Source organism: Azonexus hydrophilus (genome assembly GCF_038368255.1).
Lineage (GTDB): Bacteria > Pseudomonadota > Gammaproteobacteria > Burkholderiales > Rhodocyclaceae > Azonexus > Azonexus hydrophilus.
Genome location: NZ_CP151406.1, coordinates 2543118 through 2561736 on the forward strand (window position 1 = coordinate 2543118; position 18619 = coordinate 2561736).

The 18619-nt window shown below is 63.2% G+C and carries 21 protein-coding genes; 13 read left to right on the top strand and 8 right to left on the bottom strand.

The annotated features are described in order from the left end of the window. Positions 1-22 precede the first annotated feature (22 nt). Positions 23-559, top strand: coding sequence for a DUF2062 domain-containing protein (locus AADV58_RS12225; RefSeq protein WP_281981462.1), 537 nt, complete (start codon positions 23-25; stop codon positions 557-559). Here the strand turns inward: AADV58_RS12225 and AADV58_RS12230 are convergent. The 4 genes from AADV58_RS12230 to AADV58_RS12245 all read right to left on the bottom strand — a co-directional run bounded on the left by AADV58_RS12230 (position 551) and on the right by AADV58_RS12245 (position 5939). After that, positions 551-1858 (bottom strand): phenylacetate--CoA ligase family protein, encoded by a 1308-nt coding sequence (locus AADV58_RS12230; protein ID WP_281981464.1) that lies wholly within the window; start codon positions 1856-1858, stop codon positions 551-553. The two genes, AADV58_RS12225 and AADV58_RS12230, sit on opposite strands and share 9 nt — an antisense overlap. Positions 1859-1942: 84 nt before the next feature. Beyond that, positions 1943-3958, bottom strand: coding sequence for a methyl-accepting chemotaxis protein (locus tag AADV58_RS12235; RefSeq protein ID WP_341743322.1), 2016 nt, complete (start codon positions 3956-3958; stop codon positions 1943-1945). 66 nt (positions 3959-4024) lie between these two features. Continuing rightward, entirely contained in the window at positions 4025-4705 is a 681-nt protein-coding gene (gene lolD, locus AADV58_RS12240) for a lipoprotein-releasing ABC transporter ATP-binding protein LolD (RefSeq protein ID WP_341743323.1), read from the bottom strand. Further along, entirely contained in the window at positions 4698-5939 is a 1242-nt protein-coding gene (locus tag AADV58_RS12245) for a lipoprotein-releasing ABC transporter permease subunit (protein ID WP_245580552.1), read from the bottom strand. The genes lolD and AADV58_RS12245 overlap by 8 nt, the downstream gene beginning before the upstream one ends. 89 nt (positions 5940-6028) lie before the next feature. Here AADV58_RS12245 and AADV58_RS12250 point away from each other — a divergent pair, with 89 nt between their 5' ends. From AADV58_RS12250 to AADV58_RS12260, 3 genes are read left to right on the top strand one after another with little or no spacing between them, the layout of a single operon-like run. Further along, positions 6029-6343 carry a YbjQ family protein gene (locus AADV58_RS12250; protein ID WP_028995424.1) on the top strand — a complete coding sequence of 105 codons (315 nt, stop codon included), beginning with the start codon at positions 6029-6031 and terminating at the stop codon, positions 6341-6343. A 4-nt stretch (positions 6344-6347) separates the two neighbouring features. Next, complete coding sequence (locus AADV58_RS12255; protein ID WP_341743324.1) at positions 6348-6794, top strand: YbjQ family protein; 447 nt, start codon at positions 6348-6350, stop codon at positions 6792-6794. Positions 6795-6797: 3 nt separating this feature from the next. Further along, complete coding sequence (locus tag AADV58_RS12260) at positions 6798-7679, top strand: M48 family metallopeptidase (RefSeq protein WP_028995422.1); 882 nt, start codon at positions 6798-6800, stop codon at positions 7677-7679. 42 nt (positions 7680-7721) lie between these two features. Here AADV58_RS12260 and AADV58_RS12265 read toward each other — a convergent pair whose 3' ends face one another. Beyond that, on the bottom strand, positions 7722-7931 hold the full coding sequence (locus AADV58_RS12265; protein ID WP_028995421.1) for a DUF3460 family protein: 210 nt from the start codon (positions 7929-7931) through the stop codon (positions 7722-7724). A gap of 219 nt (positions 7932-8150) precedes the next feature. Here AADV58_RS12265 and AADV58_RS12270 point away from each other — a divergent pair, with 219 nt between their 5' ends. Together AADV58_RS12270 and AADV58_RS12275 are read left to right on the top strand one after the other, a co-directional pair. Next, positions 8151-9797 (top strand): tetrathionate reductase family octaheme c-type cytochrome, encoded by a 1647-nt coding sequence (locus AADV58_RS12270; RefSeq protein WP_043421535.1) that lies wholly within the window; start codon positions 8151-8153, stop codon positions 9795-9797. After that, complete coding sequence (locus AADV58_RS12275; RefSeq protein WP_028995420.1) at positions 9794-10414, top strand: cytochrome b/b6 domain-containing protein; 621 nt, start codon at positions 9794-9796, stop codon at positions 10412-10414. The genes AADV58_RS12270 and AADV58_RS12275 overlap by 4 nt, the downstream gene beginning before the upstream one ends. A gap of 49 nt (positions 10415-10463) precedes the next feature. Here the strand turns inward: AADV58_RS12275 and AADV58_RS12280 are convergent, their stop codons facing one another. The 3 genes from AADV58_RS12280 to AADV58_RS12290 all read right to left on the bottom strand — a co-directional run bounded on the left by AADV58_RS12280 (position 10464) and on the right by AADV58_RS12290 (position 14009). Further along, entirely contained in the window at positions 10464-10937 is a 474-nt protein-coding gene (locus AADV58_RS12280; protein WP_028995419.1) for a hypothetical protein, read from the bottom strand. Between the two features lie 88 nt (positions 10938-11025). Further along, entirely contained in the window at positions 11026-12576 is a 1551-nt protein-coding gene (ahpF, locus tag AADV58_RS12285) for an alkyl hydroperoxide reductase subunit F (protein ID WP_028995418.1), read from the bottom strand. A 107-nt stretch (positions 12577-12683) separates the two neighbouring features. Further along, positions 12684-14009: a sigma-54-dependent Fis family transcriptional regulator gene (locus AADV58_RS12290; RefSeq protein WP_341743325.1), complete on the bottom strand. Its 1326-nt coding sequence runs from the start codon at positions 14007-14009 to the stop codon at positions 12684-12686. A 189-nt stretch (positions 14010-14198) separates the two neighbouring features. Between AADV58_RS12290 and cydP the strand changes: the two genes are divergently transcribed. Genes cydP through AADV58_RS12325 form a run of 7 tightly spaced genes read left to right on the top strand, consistent with a single transcriptional unit; the run spans position 14199 to position 18503 of the window. Continuing rightward, positions 14199-14375, top strand: coding sequence for a cytochrome oxidase putative small subunit CydP (gene cydP, locus AADV58_RS12295; RefSeq protein WP_169720498.1), 177 nt, complete (start codon positions 14199-14201; stop codon positions 14373-14375). After that, a complete protein-coding gene (locus AADV58_RS12300) occupies positions 14365-15921 on the top strand; it encodes a cytochrome ubiquinol oxidase subunit I (RefSeq protein ID WP_028995416.1) in 1557 nt (518 codons plus the stop codon). Before cydP ends, AADV58_RS12300 begins: the two co-directional genes overlap by 11 nt. A 9-nt stretch (positions 15922-15930) precedes the next feature. After that, positions 15931-17073: a cytochrome d ubiquinol oxidase subunit II gene (gene cydB, locus AADV58_RS12305; RefSeq protein WP_341743326.1), complete on the top strand. Its 1143-nt coding sequence runs from the start codon at positions 15931-15933 to the stop codon at positions 17071-17073. An 11-nt stretch (positions 17074-17084) separates the two neighbouring features. Further along, on the top strand, positions 17085-17708 hold the full coding sequence (petA, locus tag AADV58_RS12310; protein WP_341743327.1) for a ubiquinol-cytochrome c reductase iron-sulfur subunit: 624 nt from the start codon (positions 17085-17087) through the stop codon (positions 17706-17708). Between the two features lie 12 nt (positions 17709-17720). Beyond that, the gene (gene cydX / locus AADV58_RS12315) at positions 17721-17822 is read left to right on the top strand and encodes a cytochrome bd-I oxidase subunit CydX (protein ID WP_028995413.1); all 102 of its coding nucleotides are present in this window, start codon (positions 17721-17723) and stop codon (positions 17820-17822) included. Next, a complete protein-coding gene (locus AADV58_RS12320; RefSeq protein ID WP_341743328.1) occupies positions 17812-18123 on the top strand; it encodes a cyd operon YbgE family protein in 312 nt (103 codons plus the stop codon). The genes cydX and AADV58_RS12320 overlap by 11 nt, the downstream gene beginning before the upstream one ends. 8 nt (positions 18124-18131) lie before the next feature. After that, positions 18132-18503, top strand: coding sequence for a NifB/NifX family molybdenum-iron cluster-binding protein (locus AADV58_RS12325; RefSeq protein ID WP_341743329.1), 372 nt, complete (start codon positions 18132-18134; stop codon positions 18501-18503). Positions 18504-18619: the final 116 nt, after the last annotated feature.

Genomic DNA, 18619 nt, shown 5'->3' on the forward strand with positions numbered 1-18619 from the left:
CGCATTTTGCGATAATCCGCCCATGCGCCGCTTCCTGAAGAATCTCCTGCCGGATCACGAAACGATACGCCGCAACCCCTGGTTGCGCCCGTTCGAGAACTCGCTGCTGCACCCCCGGCTATGGCATCTCAATCGCCGCTCGGCCGCCGGCGCCGTGGCCGTCGGCCTGTTCTGCGGCCTGATCCCGGGGCCGTTCCAGATGCCTGGCGCGGCGCTGTGCGCCATCCTGTTCCGCGTCAACCTGCCGCTGGCGCTGTTCGTGACGCTCTACACCAACCCCTTCACCATCGTTCCGCTCTACCTGCTGGCCTACCAGATCGGCCGGCTGTTGATCGGCGATACGGCCGGCTTCCTGGCGCCACCGGCCTTCGATTTCGATAGTTTTACGGCGTGGACTCAGGCCATGCAGGCGTGGATGCTGGCCGTCGCCCGACCACTCGCCGTCGGCCTGATCGTACTTGCCGACGGCCTGGCGCTGGCCGGCTACCTGCTGACGCGCGGCGCCTGGCGGCTCTACCTCGTCCGCCACTGGCACCGGCGCCGCCGGCGTTCAGCCTGACTTCTTGCGATGGTCGATGACGCGCACCGCCTTGCCCATCGAGCGCTCGATGGCGCCGGTCGGTTTGACATTGACCTGGCACGACACGCCGATGAAGTCCTTGATGTCCTTCTGCACCTTGGCGGCAATGCGCTCCATCGCTTCCTGCCCCTTGGCGAACAGCGGCGGGCTGGCTTCGACATTGACCGCCATCGAATCCATGAAGCCCTCGCGGAACACCTCGATCTGGTAGAACGGCGACAGCGTTTCGGTACGCATCAGCACCGCCTCGACCTGAGTCGGGAAGACATTCACCCCGCGGATGATCAGCATGTCGTCGGAACGCCCGGAGATGCGGCGGATGCGCGCATGGGTACGGCCGCACTTGCACGGTGAGCGGTCGATCACCGAAATGTCGCGGGTGCGGTAGCGCAGGATGGGGAAAGCTTCCTTGGTCAGCGAGGTGAACACGATCTCGCCCTCCTCGCCGTCCGCCACCGGTTGCCCGGTATTGACGTCGACGCATTCGACCAGGAAATGGTCTTCCCAGATGTGCAGGCCCTTCTTGGCCTCGATGCACTCGACGCCGACGCCCGGCCCCATGACTTCGGACAGGCCGTAGATGTCGATGGCTTCCAGACCCAGGCGCGCCTCGATCTCGTAGCGCATTTCCTCGGTCCACGGCTCGGCGCCGAAAATGCCGACGCGCAGCGGCAGCTTGCGCATGTCGACGCCGATGCTCTCGGCTTCCTCGGCGATGTTCAGGGAGTACGACGGCGTGCAGCACAGCGCGGTCGCCTGGAAATCCGACAGCAGCATGACCTGCTTCTGGGTCTGGCCGCCGGACATCGGCACGGTCAGCACGCCCAGTTCTTCGGCGCCGTAATGCAGCCCGAGGCCGCCGGTGAACAGGCCGTAACCGTAAGCATTGTGCAGGCGGTCACCGGGGCGCAGGCCGGCGGAAGCCAGGCTGCGGGCGACCAGTTGCGCCCAGTTGGCGATGTCGCGACGGGTGTAGCCGACCACGGTCGGCTTGCCGGTGGTGCCGGACGAAGCATGCACCCGGACGACCTGCTCGGTCGGCACGGCGAACATGCCGAAGGGATAGTTGTCGCGCAACTGCTCCTTCTTGGTGAAGGGCAGCAGACGGGCATCGGCCAGCGACTGGATGTGATGCGGCTTGACCTCCAGTTCGTCCATCGCCTCGCGATAGAACTTGACCGTTGCATAACAACGCTCGACGGTGCTGCGCAGGCGACGCAACTGTAAAGCCTCGAGATCCTCGCGCGGCAAGGTCTCGTTCTCGATATCGAAAATCATTTTGTCATCTCCCTGATGCTGTTTTTGTTCGAGGGAGAAATCATACGCCCGCCGAAGCGGGCGTGGGCACGGCAACCGTCAGATTCAGGTACGGAAGCGTCCGACTTCCTGATTCAGGGTTTCGGCCAACTGGCGCAGGCCGTCCGCCGTGTGTGCATTGCTGCCGGCCGCCGCGTTGTTCTCTTCGGCCATCTGGGCAATGCGCTCGACATTCTGAGCAATTTCCGTGCTCGCCGCCGCCTGCTCGCGCAAGGCCACGGTGATTTCGGAAACGGCGTCCATGACCCGGCGGGCATGCTGCTGGACTTCGCCGATGGTTTCGCCGGCGCGCTGTGCTTCGACGACGCCGACTGCCACCCGGTCGACACCCCGTTTCATGCTATCGACGGCGACTGCGGTTCCCGACTGGATGGCCGCAATCATGCCGGCGATTTCCTGCGTGGACTTGGCGGTCCGCTCAGCCAGCTTGCGTACCTCGTCGGCCACCACGGCGAAACCGCGGCCGGTCTCGCCGGCGCGCGCCGCTTCGATGGCGGCGTTCAGCGCCAGCAGATTGGTCTGGTCGGCGATGTCCTTGATCGTGCCGACAATCGCCGAAATCTCGTCGGACTGACGACCCAGCGCCTCGACCGTGCTCGCCGAATGATTGACCGTATCGGCAATGCCCTGGATCTCGATCACGACCTTGCCGACGATATCGCTGCCCTCGCCCGCGATGCGGTCCGATTCGCGCGAATAGGCCTCGGCATCCTGAGCGTTCTTGGCAATGTGATCGACGCCGACGGTCATTTCCTCGACCGACGCCGCCATGCTCGATGCGGCATCGCTCTGCGAACCGGCACTACCCGAAATCTGGTGGCTGGACGTCGACAGGTCGCCGGCTGCCACGCGCAGCTGGCCGACGTCGGCCTGGATGCGGGCGAGCAGTTCGCGGATCGAGGCGGCCATGTTGTTCAGATCGGAACCCGCCTCATGCAACTCGTCGGCCCCTTCGGAAGCAAAATGCACGGTCATGTCACCGTCCGCCATGCGCTTGGCACCCGCCGAGAAAACCCGAACCGTATCGGTCACCGAGTAATAGGCACCGATACCGAAGTAGCCCACCGCCAGCATCACCAGCGTCGCCAGCGCGGCCTGGAACAGGAGCACGCCCTCGGCTGCTGCCTTGCGCGCTTCAAGTTGCTGCTCGAACTGCGGCATCAGCGTTTCGAACATGATCTTGTAACCCAGGTCGATGGCCTGCGTGGTCAGCGCGAAATAATCCGCCGGCTTGGTTTCGAAACGCTCGCTCAGGATGTCCTGCTGGACCAGAGTGACGATGTCCTGAACCGCCTTGGTGAACGCCTGCGTCGGCTCGGCAAGCGTCGTGCGCAAAGCCGGCGAATAGCGCATTGCCTTCTCCAGATTGGAGTTCTGCGTGCGCAGGGTGCCGTTCATGCGCTCGATCAGTGCGGCGATCTCGCGACGGTTATCCAGCGTCAGTTCCTGGGCGCTGAGCACGCCGGTACCGCGCCCGCGCGTGATCGCCAGCGGCTCCAGCATCGCCGGCATCTTGCCGACAACGGTATCCATGAAATAGTAGGTATCGATCTGCGGGTCCAGCGTCAGCTCGGTTTCATCGGCCAGATCGACCATGAAGACCAGGACCTTGTTCACCATCTGGGTGTGGCGCTTGAAATTGTCCGGCGCCTGCCAGCTCAGGCCCTGCTTGCTGATTTCCGCCCAGTCGGCGCGGATTTCCTTCCAGGCGGTGCTGTCGCGCAGCACCGGCAGCAGGCTGGCATCAGTCTCGCCGATGGCCTTCTCGACTTCACGTTCGGCTGCCGCGCGCCGTTCCTTCATCGCCTCGTTGCCGTTGAGCACCCCGGATGACAGACCCCGGTGCTGCTGCATGAACTGCACCGCACGGTTCATCGGCTTGAGCATCTGCAAACCGTCGAGTTCGTGCTGGGCGGTACGGATATCCTTGCTCAGATTGATGAACAACGTGTACAGCAGGACCAGCAGCACGACGACCAGGGCGCTACCGAGAAAAACGAACTTGGCCCGGAAACGCATGCGATTCATCAGGGCAACTGCGGGTGCGAACAAGGTGCGCATATTCAACCTCCAAGGCCACGATCCGGCCATAAAATCATCAAAAGCGTCCGGATTCTATCGGATACATCAAGAAACGACTAATTTGCCATCGTCCAATTCGATTGTTCTATCGGTACGTTCTGCCAGACGACGGTCATGCGTGACCATGACCAGACTTCCCCCTTGAAGCTTTACCTGCGCCACCAGCAGGTCGAAGACGGCGCCAGCAGTGTGACTGTCGAGGTTGCCGGTTGGTTCATCGGCCAGGATGCAAGATGGCCGGCTGACCAGCGCCCGGGCGATGGCGGCGCGTTGGCGCTCGCCGCCCGACAGTTCGCCGGGCCGATGTTCCAGGCGATGACCGAGACCGACGGCACCGAGCATGTCGGCCGCTGCGGCCAGCGCCTGCTGACGCGGTTCGCGCCGGATCAGCAGGGGCATGGCGACGTTTTCCAGCGCCGAGAACTCGGGCAGCAAATGATGAAACTGGTACACAAAACCAAGATGACGGTTGCGCCAGTCGCCCCGGTCGACCTCGTTCATCGCCGAGAAATCGCGCCCCATCAATGCCACCGAACCGCTGCTCGGCGCATCGAGGCCGCCCAGCAGATGCAGCAAGGTGCTCTTGCCGGAACCGGAAGCACCGACGATGGCCAGCGTCTGGCCAGCCGCCAGATCGAGGTCGATGCCGTTGAGCACGGCCACCTCCAGGCCACCGCCACGAAATACTTTGCCCAGACTCCGGGCCTGCAGGATCAAATCACTCATAGCGCAGCGCCTCCGCCGGATTGACCCGCGCCGCCCGCCAACTCGGATACAGCGTCGCCAGCAGCGACAGCACGAAGGCGATGCCGGTCACACCCCAGACATCGCTCCACAGCAATTCGGACGGCAGGTCGGAAATGTAATAGACGTCCTTGGCCAGGAACTGGATGCCCAGCACACGTTCGATTGCCGGCACCACCACGTCGATGTTGAGCGCCAGCGCGACACCGCCGGCCACGCCGAGTCCCAGTCCGATGAAGCCGACCAGCGCGCCCTGGATCATGAACACCGCCATGATCGAACGCGGCCGGGCGCCGAGGGTGCGCAGGATGGCGATGTCGGCCTGCTTGTCGGTAACCGCCATGACCAGCGTGGACACCAGATTGAAGGCGGCAACCGCGACGATCAGCGAGAGGATGATGAACATCATCGTCTTCTCGATCTGCACCGCGCGGAAGAAATTGGCATGGCTCTTGGTCCAGTCGTGCAACCAGGCATCGGCGTTGATGTAGGCGACCAGTTCGCGGGCGATGCGCGGCGCCTTGAACAGGTCGTCGACCTTCAGGCGCACGCCAGTGACCGCGTCACCCATCTGGTACAGGCGCTGCGCATCCTGCAGGTGGATCAGCGCCAGTCCCGAGTCGTACTCGTACATGCCGACCTCGAAGATGCCGACCACGGTGAACGAGCGCACCCGTGGCACCACGCCGGCCGGCGTCACCGTGCCCTGCGGCGCGATCAGCGTCAGCTTGTCGCCGGTAAATACGCGCAGCGAACGCGCCAGATCGGCGCCGAGGACGACCCCGAACTCGCCCGGCTTGAGCGCATCCAGGCTGCCGCTCCGGATCGTCTGGCGGAAGTCGGCAACGCCGTCTTCCAGGTCGGGCAGGATGCCGCGCACGAGGACGCCCTTGACCTCGCCATCGACCGAGAACATGCCCTGCGATTGCACGAAGGGCGCCGTTTCGCGGACTTCCGGATGCTTTTTGGCCTGGGCCGAAATCGACGCCCAGTCGCGCAGCGCGCCGTCGATCGCGGTGATCTGGATATGCGAGGCGACGCCGAGGATGCGCGTGCGCAATTCCTTCTGGAAACCGTTCATGACCGACAGCACCACGATCAGTGCGGCAACACCGAGGCCGATGCCGGCCATCGAGATCAGCGAAATGAAGGAGATGAAATGGTTGCGCCGCTTGGCACGCGTGTAGCGCAAGCCGATCAGCAACTCGTAGGGCAATGACATCCGTATTCCCGCAATGCAACAAAAGCGCTATGGTACACCCACCCGGAAAAGCCGGCCCAATCAACCGTTCAGGAAATACCGCAATGATCGTCACCAATATCGAAACCGTCCCCGGCAAGCAGATCGTCAAGCATCTCGGGCTGGTCAGCGGCAACACCGTCCGTTCCAAACACGCCGGCCGCGACATCATGGCAGGCCTGAAAAACATCTTCGGCGGCGAACTCAAGGGCTATACCGAACTGCTCACCGAATCGCGCGAGGAAGCCACCGAGCGGATGATCGAGCAGGCCCGGGCCATCGGCGCCAACGCCGTGGTCAATGTCCGTTTCTCGACCTCGTCGGTTGCCGCCGGCGCTGCCGAACTGTTCGCCTACGGCACCGCTGTCGTCGTGGAATGACGCCATGTACGATCTGATCCTATTCCTGGTCTTGTTGCTGCTCGGCTATGTCTTCGGACAGCGCGCCGAAAAGCGGCATTTCAAATCCATCATCGAACGCGAGCAGACCCTGCGCGACATCCTGGTCTTCTCCGAACGCCGCATCCCCGACGAGGACCAGCTCGAAGGCATCCTGGTCAGCGGCAATGTCGTCATCTCGGTCGACTTCTTCAAGCGCTTCGTCGCCGGCCTACGCAACCTCGTCGGCGGCCGCGTCAGTTCCTACGAATCGCTGCTCGAACGCGCCCGCCGCGAAGCCATCCTGCGCATGAAGGACGCCGCCCGGCGCAAAGGTGCCACTGCCGTCTGGAACCTGCGCCTGGAAACCGCATCGATCTACAAGGGGGCGCAAAACGCTGTCGGCGCCGTTGAAGTCGTCGCCTACAGCACTGCCGTCCGCCAGCGCCGCTGAGTCATGGCCGAGTACGAAAACCCGCAGATTCCGGAAGGCATCAACGTCAGCACGACGCATCCGCTCAAGGATTTCGCGCTGCTGGTCGGCGGCATCAGCGCGCTGATCCTGGTGGCCGTACTGGCCCTGTCACTGCTCGCCGGGCAACTGGCCCGCCACGTTCCGTTTGAGCAAGAGCGCGCCCTGGCCGGCAGCCTAGGCCGCTGGCTACCGGAAACCCCGGCGCAGCCGGTGCACCGCGAGCGCCAGCAATACCTCCAGCAACTGGCCGACCGCCTGGGCGCGGCCATGGACCTGCCGCCGGAAATGACGCTGACCGTGCATTACTCGGCGTCGAACACGGTCAATGCCCTGGCCACGCTGGGCGGCCACATCGTCGTTTTCCAGGGGCTGATCGACACCCTGCCCAGCGAGAATGCGCTGGCCATGGTCATGGCCCACGAAATCGCCCATATCCGCCACCGCCACCCAATCGTCGCCATGGGCCGGGGTTTTGCCGTGATCTTCGCGCTCTCCAGCCTGGCTGGCATCGGCGACGGCGCCATGCAGCAATGGCTGACCGGCGTCGGCATGCTGCCCATCCTGTCGTTCAGCCGCAGCCAGGAAGAACAGGCCGACGCCGACGCATTGCAGGCCATGCTGCGCACCTACGGCCACGTCGGCGACGCGGCCGCCTTCTTCGAGCACATCGCCCGCCAGCAGACCAGCGGCGAACCGCTGGCCATCTTCAGCACCCATCCCGGCCATGAGGAACGCATCGAGCGCATCCGGCAATTCGCCCAAAGCCACGATAAACAGGAGGCAACGGCAACGACGCCATTGCCCGGCTTCATGAAGGAAAACGCTGAAAAAACAAAAGGAACCCCGAAGGATTCCTTGTCATGAGTCCTGATCTGGACTCTCGGCTCGGGCAAAAACCCGGCGGGTTTATTCGCCGAAGAAATTGACGTCGTAGGGATAAGGCTTCTGCGCGACCTTCGACTCGGCATTGCGCGCGGTCGACTCGGTTTCCTGCTTCTTGTCCCACCACAGCGCCCGACCGGCCTTCTGGTCTTCGACCCACTGCGGATTCTTTTCCAGCATTTCGTTCATCCAGCGCGTGTGATCAGACACATAGCCGGTATCGACAACACCCATTGTTCTACCCTCGGATGGAATTGGCACGGGCGGGATTCTAGCACGTTGGCGCGCCCCGGTTCGTCGGCGCGTCTTGCAACAATTACGCAAGAATTTGATCCTGATCACTTGCGCAACATCAGAATCTTCTTATAATCGCGCCCTTGTAAGCCTGCGATGGCGGGAAGTTCCGACTTGGGGAGGTCGGACTCTCGCGAAAATCAGAAACTTGGAGACCACATGAAGCCTCATGTGTCCTTGATCGCGGGTATCTTGCTGTCGCTTTGCGCAAGCTTTGCGCAAGCCGCCGACATCCCCGTATCGCCAGCCCAGGCCGCTGCCGCCAAAGCACCATCCGGATCGACCACCGACCACAGCCAGCTCGAAGCCCTCAAAGGCCCGTTCAAGACCGGCCCGGAAGTCACCAAGGCCTGCCTCAGTTGCCATAATCTGGCCTCTCATCAGGTCATGAAGAGCATTCACTGGACCTGGGAAGCCACCAGCAAGACCACCGGCAAGACGCTCGGCAAGAAATGGGCGGCCAACAATTTCTGTGGCTCGCCGCTTTCCAACGAAGCACGGTGCACCAGTTGCCATGCCGGCTACGGCTGGACCGACAAGAATTACGACTTCACGCAACAGGAAAATGTCGACTGCCTGGCCTGCCACGACACCACCGGCGGCTATCGCAAATTCAGCACCGATGCTGGCCACCCGCTGTACGAAGACCGTGAATTCGAGCCGATGGAAGGGCCGCCGGGCAAGAAACAGTTCAAGGCTCCCGACCTGACCAAGATCGCGCAACATGTCGGCAAGCCCGGTCGCAGCAACTGCGGCAACTGCCATTTCAATGGCGGCGGCGGTGATGCAGTCAAGCACGGCGACCTCGACACCTCGTTGAAGAATCCGTCGCGCGAACTCGACGTGCATATGGCCAAGGACGGCGCCAACATGGTCTGTTCCGACTGCCACACCTTCAACGCGCACCAGCCATCGGGCAGCCGTTACGCAGTCAACCCCAAGGACCAGCACGGCTTCGACCTGCCCAAGGACGATCACAACCGTGCCACCTGCGAATCCTGTCACAGCCAGGCACCGCACAAGCAGGCCAAGATCAACAACCACGCCAACAAGGTCGCCTGCCAGACCTGCCACATCCCGGAATTCGCCCGTGGCGGCGTCGCCACCAAGATGCTCTGGGACTGGTCCACGGCCGGCAAGATGGGGGCTGACGGCAAGCCGCTGTTCATCAAGGACGATCACGGTCACCTGAAGTACTCGGCCGCCAAGGGAGACTTCGAATATGGCGAGAATGTCCGGCCCGAGTACAAGTGGTACAACGGCACCGTCGAACAGGTTTCCATTGTCGACAAGCTGGACAAGTACATCGACGCCGACGGCGTCCTCGAACTGAACCGCATCCAGGGTTCGGCCAGCGACGAAAACGCCCGTATCTGGCCGTTCAAGGTCATGCGCGGCAAGCAGGCCTACGACCCGGTCAACAACACGCTGGTGGTCAACCACGTGTACGGCGACGACGATACGGCGTTCTGGAAAAACTACGACTACGCCAAGGCGATCCAGTCGGGCATGGAAACCGCCGGGCTGCCCTACAGCGGCAAGTTCGATTTCATCGAAACGCGGATGAACTGGTTCACCACCCACATGGTCGCGCCCAAGGAAAAAGCCGTGCCCTGCGCCGAATGCCATACCCGTGGCGAAACCGGCCGGCTGGCGGCGATCACCGACATCTACCTGCCCGGTCGTGACCGCAACCCCTGGGTCGACCTGCTCGGTGGTCTGGCCATCGTCGGCGCCATCGGCGGTGGCCTGATCCACGGCCTGGTCCGCATCATCACCCGTCGTCGCAAGGAGAATGAACAATGAGCGCCGAACGCATCTACATCTACAAGCGCTATGAGCGCTTCTGGCATTGGTCGCAAGCCCTGCTCATCATCACCATGATGATCACCGGTTTCGAAGTCCACGGCAGCTACGCGCTGCTCGGCTTCGAGCAGGCCGTGCATTTCCACACCCTGGCCGCCTGGAGCCTGCTGACCTTGTGGGCCTTCACCATCTTCTGGCAATTCACCACCGGCGAATGGAAGCAGTATCTTCCGTCACTGAAGAACGTGCTGGCGATGGTCAATTACTACCTGATCGGCATCTTCCGCGACGCACCGCACCCCTTCCGCAAGACCGTGGTGCAAAAGCACAATCCCCTGCAGCGCCTGGCCTACCTCGCCCTGCTCGCCTTCATCTCGCCGCTGATCTGGGTTTCCGGCCTGCTTTACCTGTTCTACGGCAACTGGCAGGAACTGGGCATCGCCCAATACCTGAACCTGGAATGGGTCGCCGTCGCCCATACGCTGGGCGCCTTCATGATCACCGCCTTCTTCTTCATCCACGTCTACCTGACCACCACCGGCCACACCGTCTTCGCCCACATCAAGGCGATGATCACCGGCTGGGAAGAGGTCGACGAGCACCACAAGAAGCACTAAGCGAATCGATTTACCTTGCGTGTTTGGGCGGGGAATTCCCCGCCTTTTTTTATTTGAGCGCTGCCTGCAGGGCCGACGCATCGCAAACGAATGCAGCCTCCCCGATCTTGCCGGCGTTAACCGGCAACAGGGTCACGCAATCCTTCTTGCGCGGCAGCATGGTCAGGTCGGCTTCCTCACGGCCGAGAACGATCTGGTAAGGCTTCTCGCGCAATTTCGGCAAGGCGAACATGCGCGTGATCAGGCCCGGCATTTTGTGGATATCGGCCAGGTAGATCCGCTTCGTCTGCTGCAACCAGTCTTTCGGCTGCGCATCCAGCCAGCCGGTGACCAGCCCCGCCCCGCCATTGTCGGCGGCAAAGATGACCTGGCGCAGATCGGCGGGAACGATCGCCGGTTTGTCATGCTGATCCTTCAGCACCAGCGTCGGCAGAGTATCGCCGGCACGCAGACTGTTTGCCTGAGCGTGAACCGTCAGCGCACAGGCAAACAACAACAGGGGAAGCAGGGATTTGGTTTTCATCAATGATCCTTCAGCAAGTAGAAATCGAAAAACCCCGACATCGCCGAAGCAATGACGGGGTAAGAATGGTTTGGAGCGGTGTAATCGATCAACTGCGGATCAAGTGATCAAACGCGCTGAGCGAAGCCGTTGCGCCGGCACCCATGGCGATGATGATCTGCTTGTACGGCACCGTCGTGCAGTCGCCGGCAGCAAACACGCCGGGGACCGAGGTGTGACCCTTGGCGTCGATGACGATCTCGCCGAACTTCGACAACTCGACCGTTTCCTTCAGCCAGTCAGTATTCGGCAACAGGCCGATCTGGACGAAGATGCCTTCGAGTTCGACGCGTTTTTCCTCACCGCTGACGCGATCCTTGTACACCAGCCCGTTGACCTTCTGGCCGTCGCCGGTGACTTCGGTGGTCTGCGCCGACTTGATCACGGTGACGTTGGCCAGGCTGTACAGCTTCTTCTGCAATACGGCGTCGGCGCGCAGCGCGTCGCCGAATTCGAGCAGGGTCACATGACCGACGATGCCGGCCAGGTCAATCGCCGCTTCAACGCCGGAATTGCCGCCGCCGATCACCGCTACACGCTTGCCCTTGAACAGCGGGCCGTCGCAGTGCGGGCAGAAGCAGACGCCCTTGGCTTTGTATTCCTTCTCGCCGGGCACGTTCATCTCGCGCCAGCGGGCGCCGGTGGCCAGGATCACCGACTTCGACTTGAGCGACGCGCCATTCTCCAGTTGCACTTCGACCAGACCGCCTTCTTCGGCCGCCGGGATCAGCTTGGCGGCGCGCTGCAGGTTCATCACGTCGACCTCGTAGGCCTTGACGTGCTGCTCCAGCGCGGCGACCAGCTTCGGTCCTTCGGTTTCCTTGACCGAGATGAAGTTTTCGATGCCCAGCGTATCCATCACCTGGCCGCCGAAACGCTCGGCCAGCACGCCGGTGCGGATGCCCTTGCGGGCGGCGTAGATGGCCGCGGCCGAACCAGCCGGACCACCACCGACGACGAGCACGTCGAAGGCTGCCTTGGCGGCCAGTTCTTCGGCGGCGCGGGCGGCGGCGCCGGTATCGACCTTGGCCAGGATTTCCTCGATCAGCATGCGCCCGGCACCGAATTCCTCGCCGTTCAGGTAGGTCGTCGGCACGGCCATGATCTGGCGGGCCTCGACTTCGCCCTGGAACAGCGCGCCGTCGATCATCGTGCTGCTGATGTTCGGGTTGAGCGCAGCCATCAGGTTGATCGCCTGAACGACGTCCGGGCAGTTGTGGCAGGACAGGGAAATGTAGGTCTCGAAATCGAGCCGGTCGCTCAGGTTCTTGACCTGATCGATGACCGCCTGCTCGACCTTGGGCGGATAGCCGCTGACCTGCAGGAGAGCCAGGACCAGCGAGGTGAATTCGTGGCCCATCGGCAGACCGGCAAAGCGGATGCGCGGCGTCTGCCCCGGCACGGTGACGCCGAACGAGGGAATGCGGGCGTGCGCTTCCTCGCGCAGGCTGACCTGCGGCGAGCAATCGAGGATGTCGTTGAGCAGCGCGCGCATTTCCTGCGACTTGTCGTCTTCGCCCAGCGCGGCGACCAGTTCGATCGGGCCTTGCAGGCGCTGCAGGTAAGCCTTGAGTTGTTCCTTGATGGTGCTGTCGAGCATGGTGTTCTCCCTGAATCAGTTGGTCTGGCAAATCGGTCAGGGGCCATATTAGGGAGGCCGCCTCTATTTATCCAATTGATTGAAACAATCCACTGGATACCTATTGGCTATTTCAGGCCAAGTGCCTTCAGGCGCCGGTACAGGGTGCGCTCCGACCAACCCAGATGCGCCGCCAGCGCCTTGCGGCTGCCCCGGAAACTGCGCAGCACCGCCGGCAGATCGACCTCGGCCGGTAACGCAGGCCGGGAGGCCGTCGCGCCGGCAAGATGGCTCGGGACAAGGTCCGGCCTACCCGCCTGCATGCCCACAGGCAGATGCTCGGGACGGATTTCGTCACCGTCGCACAGCAGGCAGGCGCGTTCGAGCAGGTTGCGCAATTCGCGCACATTGCCGGGATAGGCATAAGCCGACAGCCATGCCCTGGCGTCGGCAGAAATGCCCAGCGGCCGGCCGGCGGCAACCCGGGCGAGCAGCGCCTCGGCCAGCAGCAGCACGTCGTCGCCGCGCTCGCGCAGGGGCGGCAGGAAGATCGGGAAGATGTTCAGGCGGTAGAACAGATCCTGGCGAAAGCTGCCGGTCTCGACCATCTCGGCCAGCGGCCGGTGCGTCGCCGAAACGATGCGGACCTCGGCCTTGCGCAGTTCCGGCGAGCCGACCCGACGGTAAGTGCCGGTTTCGAGCAGGCGCAGCAGCTTGACCTGGATCGACAGCGGAATATCGCCGACCTCGTCGAGGAACAGCGTGCCGCCGGCCGCCGCCTCGACCAGCCCGGTCTTGCGTACGGTGGCGCCGGTGAAGGCGCCGCGCTCGTGGCCGAACAACTCGCTTTCGAACAGTGTTTCCGGCAAGCCCGAGCAGTCGACCGCAACAAAGGGCTGGTCGGCGCGCTTGCTGATCCGGTGGATGGCGCCGGCGACCAGTTCCTTGCCGGTGCCCGATTCACCCTGCAGGAGCACGGCGGCGTCGGAGGGCGCGACGCGGGCAACCATTTCCATCATCCGCACGAAGGCCGGCGAACGGCCGATCAAGCCCTGCGCATGGGCCTGGCTGCGAGCGCCGGGCAGCGGTTCAAGCTTCTCGATGTAATAGACGATCTCGCCGCTGGCATCGCGGATCGGCGACAGCTCGATGTTCTCGAAGCTCTCGCCCTGCGGCGTGTGGTGCAGGTGCAGCACGCGCTCGCGCTGGCCGGATCGCAAGCTGCGCTGCAGCGGACAGAACTCGCCGGCCTGGTCGCAAGGCACATCGTAGCGGTGCGAAACCTCGTAGCACTTGCGCCCGACGACTTCCTGCTGATCCAGCCAGTTGGCGCGATAAGCGTCGTTGGCAGCAATGATCCGGTAGTTGCGGTCGCACAGGATGTGCGGCTCGGGCAAGGTCTGCAGGAAGGAAACCAGTTCGCTGAGCTGGGGGCTACCGTTGTTATCTGCCATTTCTCCGCCAATCACTGCCATTGATCACTGCCACACTCTGCCATAACTGGCAGAAAAAGCCCAGAAAATCCCCCTGCGACGAAACGCCGCAGGTTTTCAAATCAATGACTTGCGGCGAATTTTCAGCCCCGCTCGGGCTGGCACGGCTCTTGATAAGCAAAGACTGTTATTCAACCACCGGAGCCCGCCATGGACCGACGCGACCGCCGACTCAGACGCGAACTGATCCTTCTCGTCATCGCCAAGCTGATCGTCCTGACGGCGATCTGGTGGCTGTTCATCCGCGACGTCCGGGTCGCCGTCGACGACACGACGGCCGCCCGTCATTTCACCACCGCCCCGCAAGGAGAAACCCATGCTCAGTGAAGAGCTTGTCGACCTGTCCCGGCTACAGTTCGCGATCACCGCGATGTACCACTTCCTGTTCGTGCCATTGACCATCGGCATGACCTGGATCCTGGTGATCATGGAATCCGCCTACGTGATGACCGGCAAGACCATCTACAAGGACATGACCCGCTTCTGGGGCAAGCTGTTCGGCATCAATTTCGCGCTCGGCGTGACCACCGGCATCACCATGGAGTTCCAGTTCGGCACCAACTGGGCCTACTACTCGCACTACGTCGGCGACATCTTCGGCGCGCCGCTGGCCATCGAAGGCCTGATGGCCTTCTTCCTCGAATCGACCTTCATCGGCCTGTTCTTCTTCGGCTGGGACCGTCTGTCGCGCAAGCAGCATCTGCTGGTGACCATCCTCATGGCGGTCGGCACCAACCTGTCGGCGCTGTGGATCCTGATTGCCAATGGCTGGATGCAGAATCCGGTCGGCGCCGAATTCAGCTACGTGACCATGCGCATGGAGATGGTCGATTTCTGGGCCGTGTTGTTCAACCCGGACGCCCAGGCCAAGTTCGTCCATACCGTCTCGGCCGGCTACGTCACCGGCGCCATGTTCGTCCTCTCTATCTCGGCCTTCTACCTGCTGCGCGGGCGCGACGTCGAGTTCGCCAAGAAGAGCTTCCGCATCGCCGCCGCCTTCGGCTTCGCCTCGATCTGCTCGGTCATCGTGCTCGGCGACGAATCCGGCTACACCGTCGGCGAAGCGCAGCAGACCAAGCTCGCCGCGATGGAAGCGATGTGGGAGACCGAACCGGCACCGGCCGGCTTCAACCTGATCGCGATTCCCAACGAAGCCGAAATGAAGAACGACTTTGCCATCGAGATTCCCTGGGTCATGGGCATCATCGGCACCCGCTCGCTCGACCAGCAGATTCCCGGCATCAAGGAAATCCGCGAGAAGAACCGCGAACGCATCCTGTCCGGCATGGAGGCCGTCGTCACCCTTGAAGCCTTGCGCAAGACCCCGAACGACGCCGCGCTCAGGGAAGAATTCGAGCAGCACAAGGCTGATCTCGGCTTCGGCCTGCTACTGAAGAAATACGTTGTCGACATGCGCGACGTCACCCCGGAAATCATCGACAAAGCCGTAGCCGACACCATCCCGCGCGTTGCCCCGCTGTTCTGGACCTTCCGCCTGATGGTTGCCTTCGGCTTCCTGATGCTGGCGCTGTTCGGCGCCGCCCTGTGGTACTCGATCAAGGGCAATTTCGCCGACAAGCCGTGGCTGCTGCGCGCCTCGCTGTGGATGCTGCCGGTGCCCTGGCTGTCCTGCGAGCTCGGCTGGTTCGTCGCCGAATACGGCCGCCAGCCCTGGACCATCTACGGCGTGCTGCCGACTCACATGTCGGTGTCGACGCTGTCGGTCGGCAGCCTGTATGGCTCGCTCGCCGGCTTCATCGGCTTCTACACACTGCTGCTGGCGGTCGAAATGTACCTGATGGTGCGCTTCGCCAAGCAGGGTCCGGGCAGCCTGGGTACCGGCCGCTACGACAATGAATACGCTCACGCCTGAGGAACAACCATGCTTTTCGATTACCCCACGCTGAAACTCATCTGGTGGCTACTGGTCGGCGTCCTGCTGGTCGGTTTCGCCATCATGGACGGCCACGACATGGGCGTCGGTACGCTGCTGCCCTTCGTCGGCAAGGACGACGTCGAACGGCGCATCGTCATCAACACCGTCGGCCCGCACTGGGACGGCAACCAGGTCTGGTTCATCACCGGCGGCGGCGCCATCTTCGCCGCCTGGCCGCTGGTCTACGCCACCGCCTTCTCCGGCTTCTACTGGGCGATGCTGGCCGTGCTCTGGGCGCTGTTCTTCCGCCCGGTCGGCTTCGACTACCGGAGCAAGATCAACAACCCGACCTGGCGCCAGACCTGGGACTGGGGCCTGTTCGTCGGCGGCGCCGTGCCGCCGCTGATCTTCGGCGTCGCTTTCGGCAACCTGTTCCAGGGCGTGCCCTTCCATTTCGCCGACAACCTGATGCCCTACTACACCGGCAGCTTCTGGGGTCTGCTCAACCCCTTCGCCCTGCTCTGCGGCGTGGTGTCGACGGCAATGATCACCTTCCACGGCGCGATCTACCTGATGCACCGCACCGAAGGCGCCGTCCAGCGGCGCACGCAGACGGCCATGCTGGTCTTCGGCAGCCTGCTGCTGCTCGGCTTCTCGGCTGCCGGTGTCTGGCTGTGGCAGGGCATCGACGGCTACGCCATCGTTTCGGCGGTCGATGCCGGCGCCTTACCCAATCCGCTCGACAAGGAAGTCATCCGCCAACCCGGCGCGTGGCTGGCCAATTACGATAAAGCCCCGCTGACCATGGTGCTGCCGGCTCTGGCTTACGCCGGCACGCTGGCGGCCATGCTGCTGGCGGTCAACCGCGCCACGCTGGCTGCCTTCGTCGCCTCGTCGCTGGCCATCGTCGGCGTCATCGGCACCGCCGGCGCCTCGCTGTTCCCCTTCGTGATGCCCTCGTCGACCGATCTGCGCTCCGGCCTCACCGTCTACGACAGCGTCTCCAGCCACCTGACGCTGAACATCATGCTCTGGGCGACGCTGATCTTCATGCCAATCATCATTGCCTACACCGGCTGGGCCTACAAGGTGATGGCCGGCAAGGTCACCGCCGCCTACATCCGTGAGAACGACCACGCCGCCTACTAAGGGAGAACGCCATGTCCGAATGCCTGTGTTCCGGTGAGTCCTTCACCGTCTGCGACAGCCCGGCCCGCCGCCAGTGGATCATGGCCACGGCCGGTGCCGGCGGCGCGCTGGCGCTGACTGCCATCGTGCCCTTCGTCAGCAGCCTGATGCCGTCCGAACGCGCGCTCGCCGCCGGTGCGCCGGTCGAGGTCGACATCGGCAAGCTGGCGCCGGGCGAGATGATGGTCGTCGAATGGCGCGGCAAGCCGGTGTGGATCCTCAACCGCACGCCGGAAATGCTCTCCGCGCTGAAAAAGGCCGAACCGATGCTGGCCGACCCGGCTTCGGCCGTCACCTCGCAGCAGCCCGCCTACGCGGCCAACGAAACCCGCTCGCCGGTGCCGGAAATGCTGGTCGCCGTCGGCATCTGCACCCACCTCGGCTGCTCGCCGTCGAACGCCTTCACCCCCGGCGACCCGGCGCTCGGCGCCGACTGGCCAGGCGGCTTTCTCTGCCCGTGCCACGGCTCGACCTTCGACTTCGCCGGCCGCGTGTTCAAGAACAAACCGGCCCCAACCAACCTGGAAATCCCGCCGCACCAGTATCTGACGGATACCCGCCTGATCATCGGCAGCGACGAATTCGACAAGACCTGAAAGGAAAACATCATGTGGTATTTCGCCTGGGTACTCGGCATCGGCTTCGCCGTGCTGCTCGCCATCCTCAACACGCTCTGGGGCGACTTCGAGGAAGAACGCAATGGCCGCTGACGCGCTGCCCGAGCCGCCGGCCAAAGCCGGCATCGCCGCGCTGCCGCTGGGCATCGCCCTGCTCATCCTAGTTGTCATGACCGTGCTGCCCGGCATCGCCACCGACGCCGCCGGCCATGCCGACCATCCGGCGGCGATGCTGCTGTTCTGGTCAATGAGCGCCGGCTTCGTCCGCGGCGTCGGCTTCGTCCCGCTGCACTGGCTGCCGCGCTGGCTGTTCTCGGCCGGCGCCAGCGTCGCCGCCCTGCTCCTGGCGCTGGTCCGCCTCGACGCCATCGGCCGCCCGCTGATCAATTTCTGAGGAACATCATGCAAATCGCCATCACCAGCCAGAACCGCCGGACGATCACCGAACACGCTGGCAAATGCCGCAACTTCTGGCTCTACGACATCGAAGACAAGCAGATCGCCGGCAAGCGGCTGGTCGAACTACCGATGGAACAGAGTTTTCACGCCAGCCACAGCGGCCTGCCCGGCGCACTATCCGGAATCAACGTGCTGATCACGGCCGGCATGGGCGGCAAGCTGTTCCGCCGACTGCTTGACCTCGGCGTACAACCGCTGCTCGCTTGCGAAGAAGACCCGGACCGGGCAATCGCCGACTTCCTCGCCGGCTGCCTGCTGACACGCAGTCTCGTCTTTGCCTGCCACGACCATGAGGGACATTCGCATGCGCACTGACACGTCTCCGCTGCCGCGCTTAAGCCTGCACCGGCCCATCCCGCGCCTGCCTATCGCAAACTTGCTGCGACGTTGTATCGATGCCGCCAGAAATCCTTTGATCAACCGGGAGAAAG

Excerpts from the sequence above, each read along its gene's own strand:
- AADV58_RS12260 (WP_028995422.1), top strand. The coding sequence starts at position 6,798 with ATGGCCGAGTACGAAAACCCGCAGATTCCGGAAGGCATCAACGTCAGC.
- AADV58_RS12320 (WP_341743328.1), top strand. The coding sequence starts at position 17,812 with ATGGCCGCTGACGCGCTGCCCGAGCCGCCGGCCAAAGCCGGCATCGCC.
- AADV58_RS12225 (WP_281981462.1), top strand. The coding sequence starts at position 23 with ATGCGCCGCTTCCTGAAGAATCTCCTGCCGGATCACGAAACGATACGC.
- AADV58_RS12255 (WP_341743324.1), top strand. The coding sequence starts at position 6,348 with ATGTACGATCTGATCCTATTCCTGGTCTTGTTGCTGCTCGGCTATGTC.
- AADV58_RS12280 (WP_028995419.1), bottom strand. The coding sequence starts at position 10,937 with ATGAAAACCAAATCCCTGCTTCCCCTGTTGTTGTTTGCCTGTGCGCTG.
- AADV58_RS12235 (WP_341743322.1), bottom strand. The coding sequence starts at position 3,958 with ATGCGCACCTTGTTCGCACCCGCAGTTGCCCTGATGAATCGCATGCGT.
- AADV58_RS12300 (WP_028995416.1), top strand. The coding sequence starts at position 14,365 with ATGCTCAGTGAAGAGCTTGTCGACCTGTCCCGGCTACAGTTCGCGATC.
- AADV58_RS12250 (WP_028995424.1), top strand. The coding sequence starts at position 6,029 with ATGATCGTCACCAATATCGAAACCGTCCCCGGCAAGCAGATCGTCAAG.
- AADV58_RS12265 (WP_028995421.1), bottom strand. The coding sequence starts at position 7,931 with ATGGGTGTTGTCGATACCGGCTATGTGTCTGATCACACGCGCTGGATG.
- AADV58_RS12290 (WP_341743325.1), bottom strand. The coding sequence starts at position 14,009 with ATGGCAGATAACAACGGTAGCCCCCAGCTCAGCGAACTGGTTTCCTTC.
- petA (WP_341743327.1), top strand. The coding sequence starts at position 17,085 with ATGTCCGAATGCCTGTGTTCCGGTGAGTCCTTCACCGTCTGCGACAGC.
- AADV58_RS12275 (WP_028995420.1), top strand. The coding sequence starts at position 9,794 with ATGAGCGCCGAACGCATCTACATCTACAAGCGCTATGAGCGCTTCTGG.
- cydX (WP_028995413.1), top strand. The coding sequence starts at position 17,721 with ATGTGGTATTTCGCCTGGGTACTCGGCATCGGCTTCGCCGTGCTGCTC.
- cydB (WP_341743326.1), top strand. The coding sequence starts at position 15,931 with ATGCTTTTCGATTACCCCACGCTGAAACTCATCTGGTGGCTACTGGTC.
- AADV58_RS12270 (WP_043421535.1), top strand. The coding sequence starts at position 8,151 with ATGAAGCCTCATGTGTCCTTGATCGCGGGTATCTTGCTGTCGCTTTGC.
- AADV58_RS12325 (WP_341743329.1), top strand. The coding sequence starts at position 18,132 with ATGCAAATCGCCATCACCAGCCAGAACCGCCGGACGATCACCGAACAC.
- cydP (WP_169720498.1), top strand. The coding sequence starts at position 14,199 with ATGGACCGACGCGACCGCCGACTCAGACGCGAACTGATCCTTCTCGTC.
- AADV58_RS12230 (WP_281981464.1), bottom strand. The coding sequence starts at position 1,858 with ATGATTTTCGATATCGAGAACGAGACCTTGCCGCGCGAGGATCTCGAG.
- lolD (WP_341743323.1), bottom strand. The coding sequence starts at position 4,705 with ATGAGTGATTTGATCCTGCAGGCCCGGAGTCTGGGCAAAGTATTTCGT.
- ahpF (WP_028995418.1), bottom strand. The coding sequence starts at position 12,576 with ATGCTCGACAGCACCATCAAGGAACAACTCAAGGCTTACCTGCAGCGC.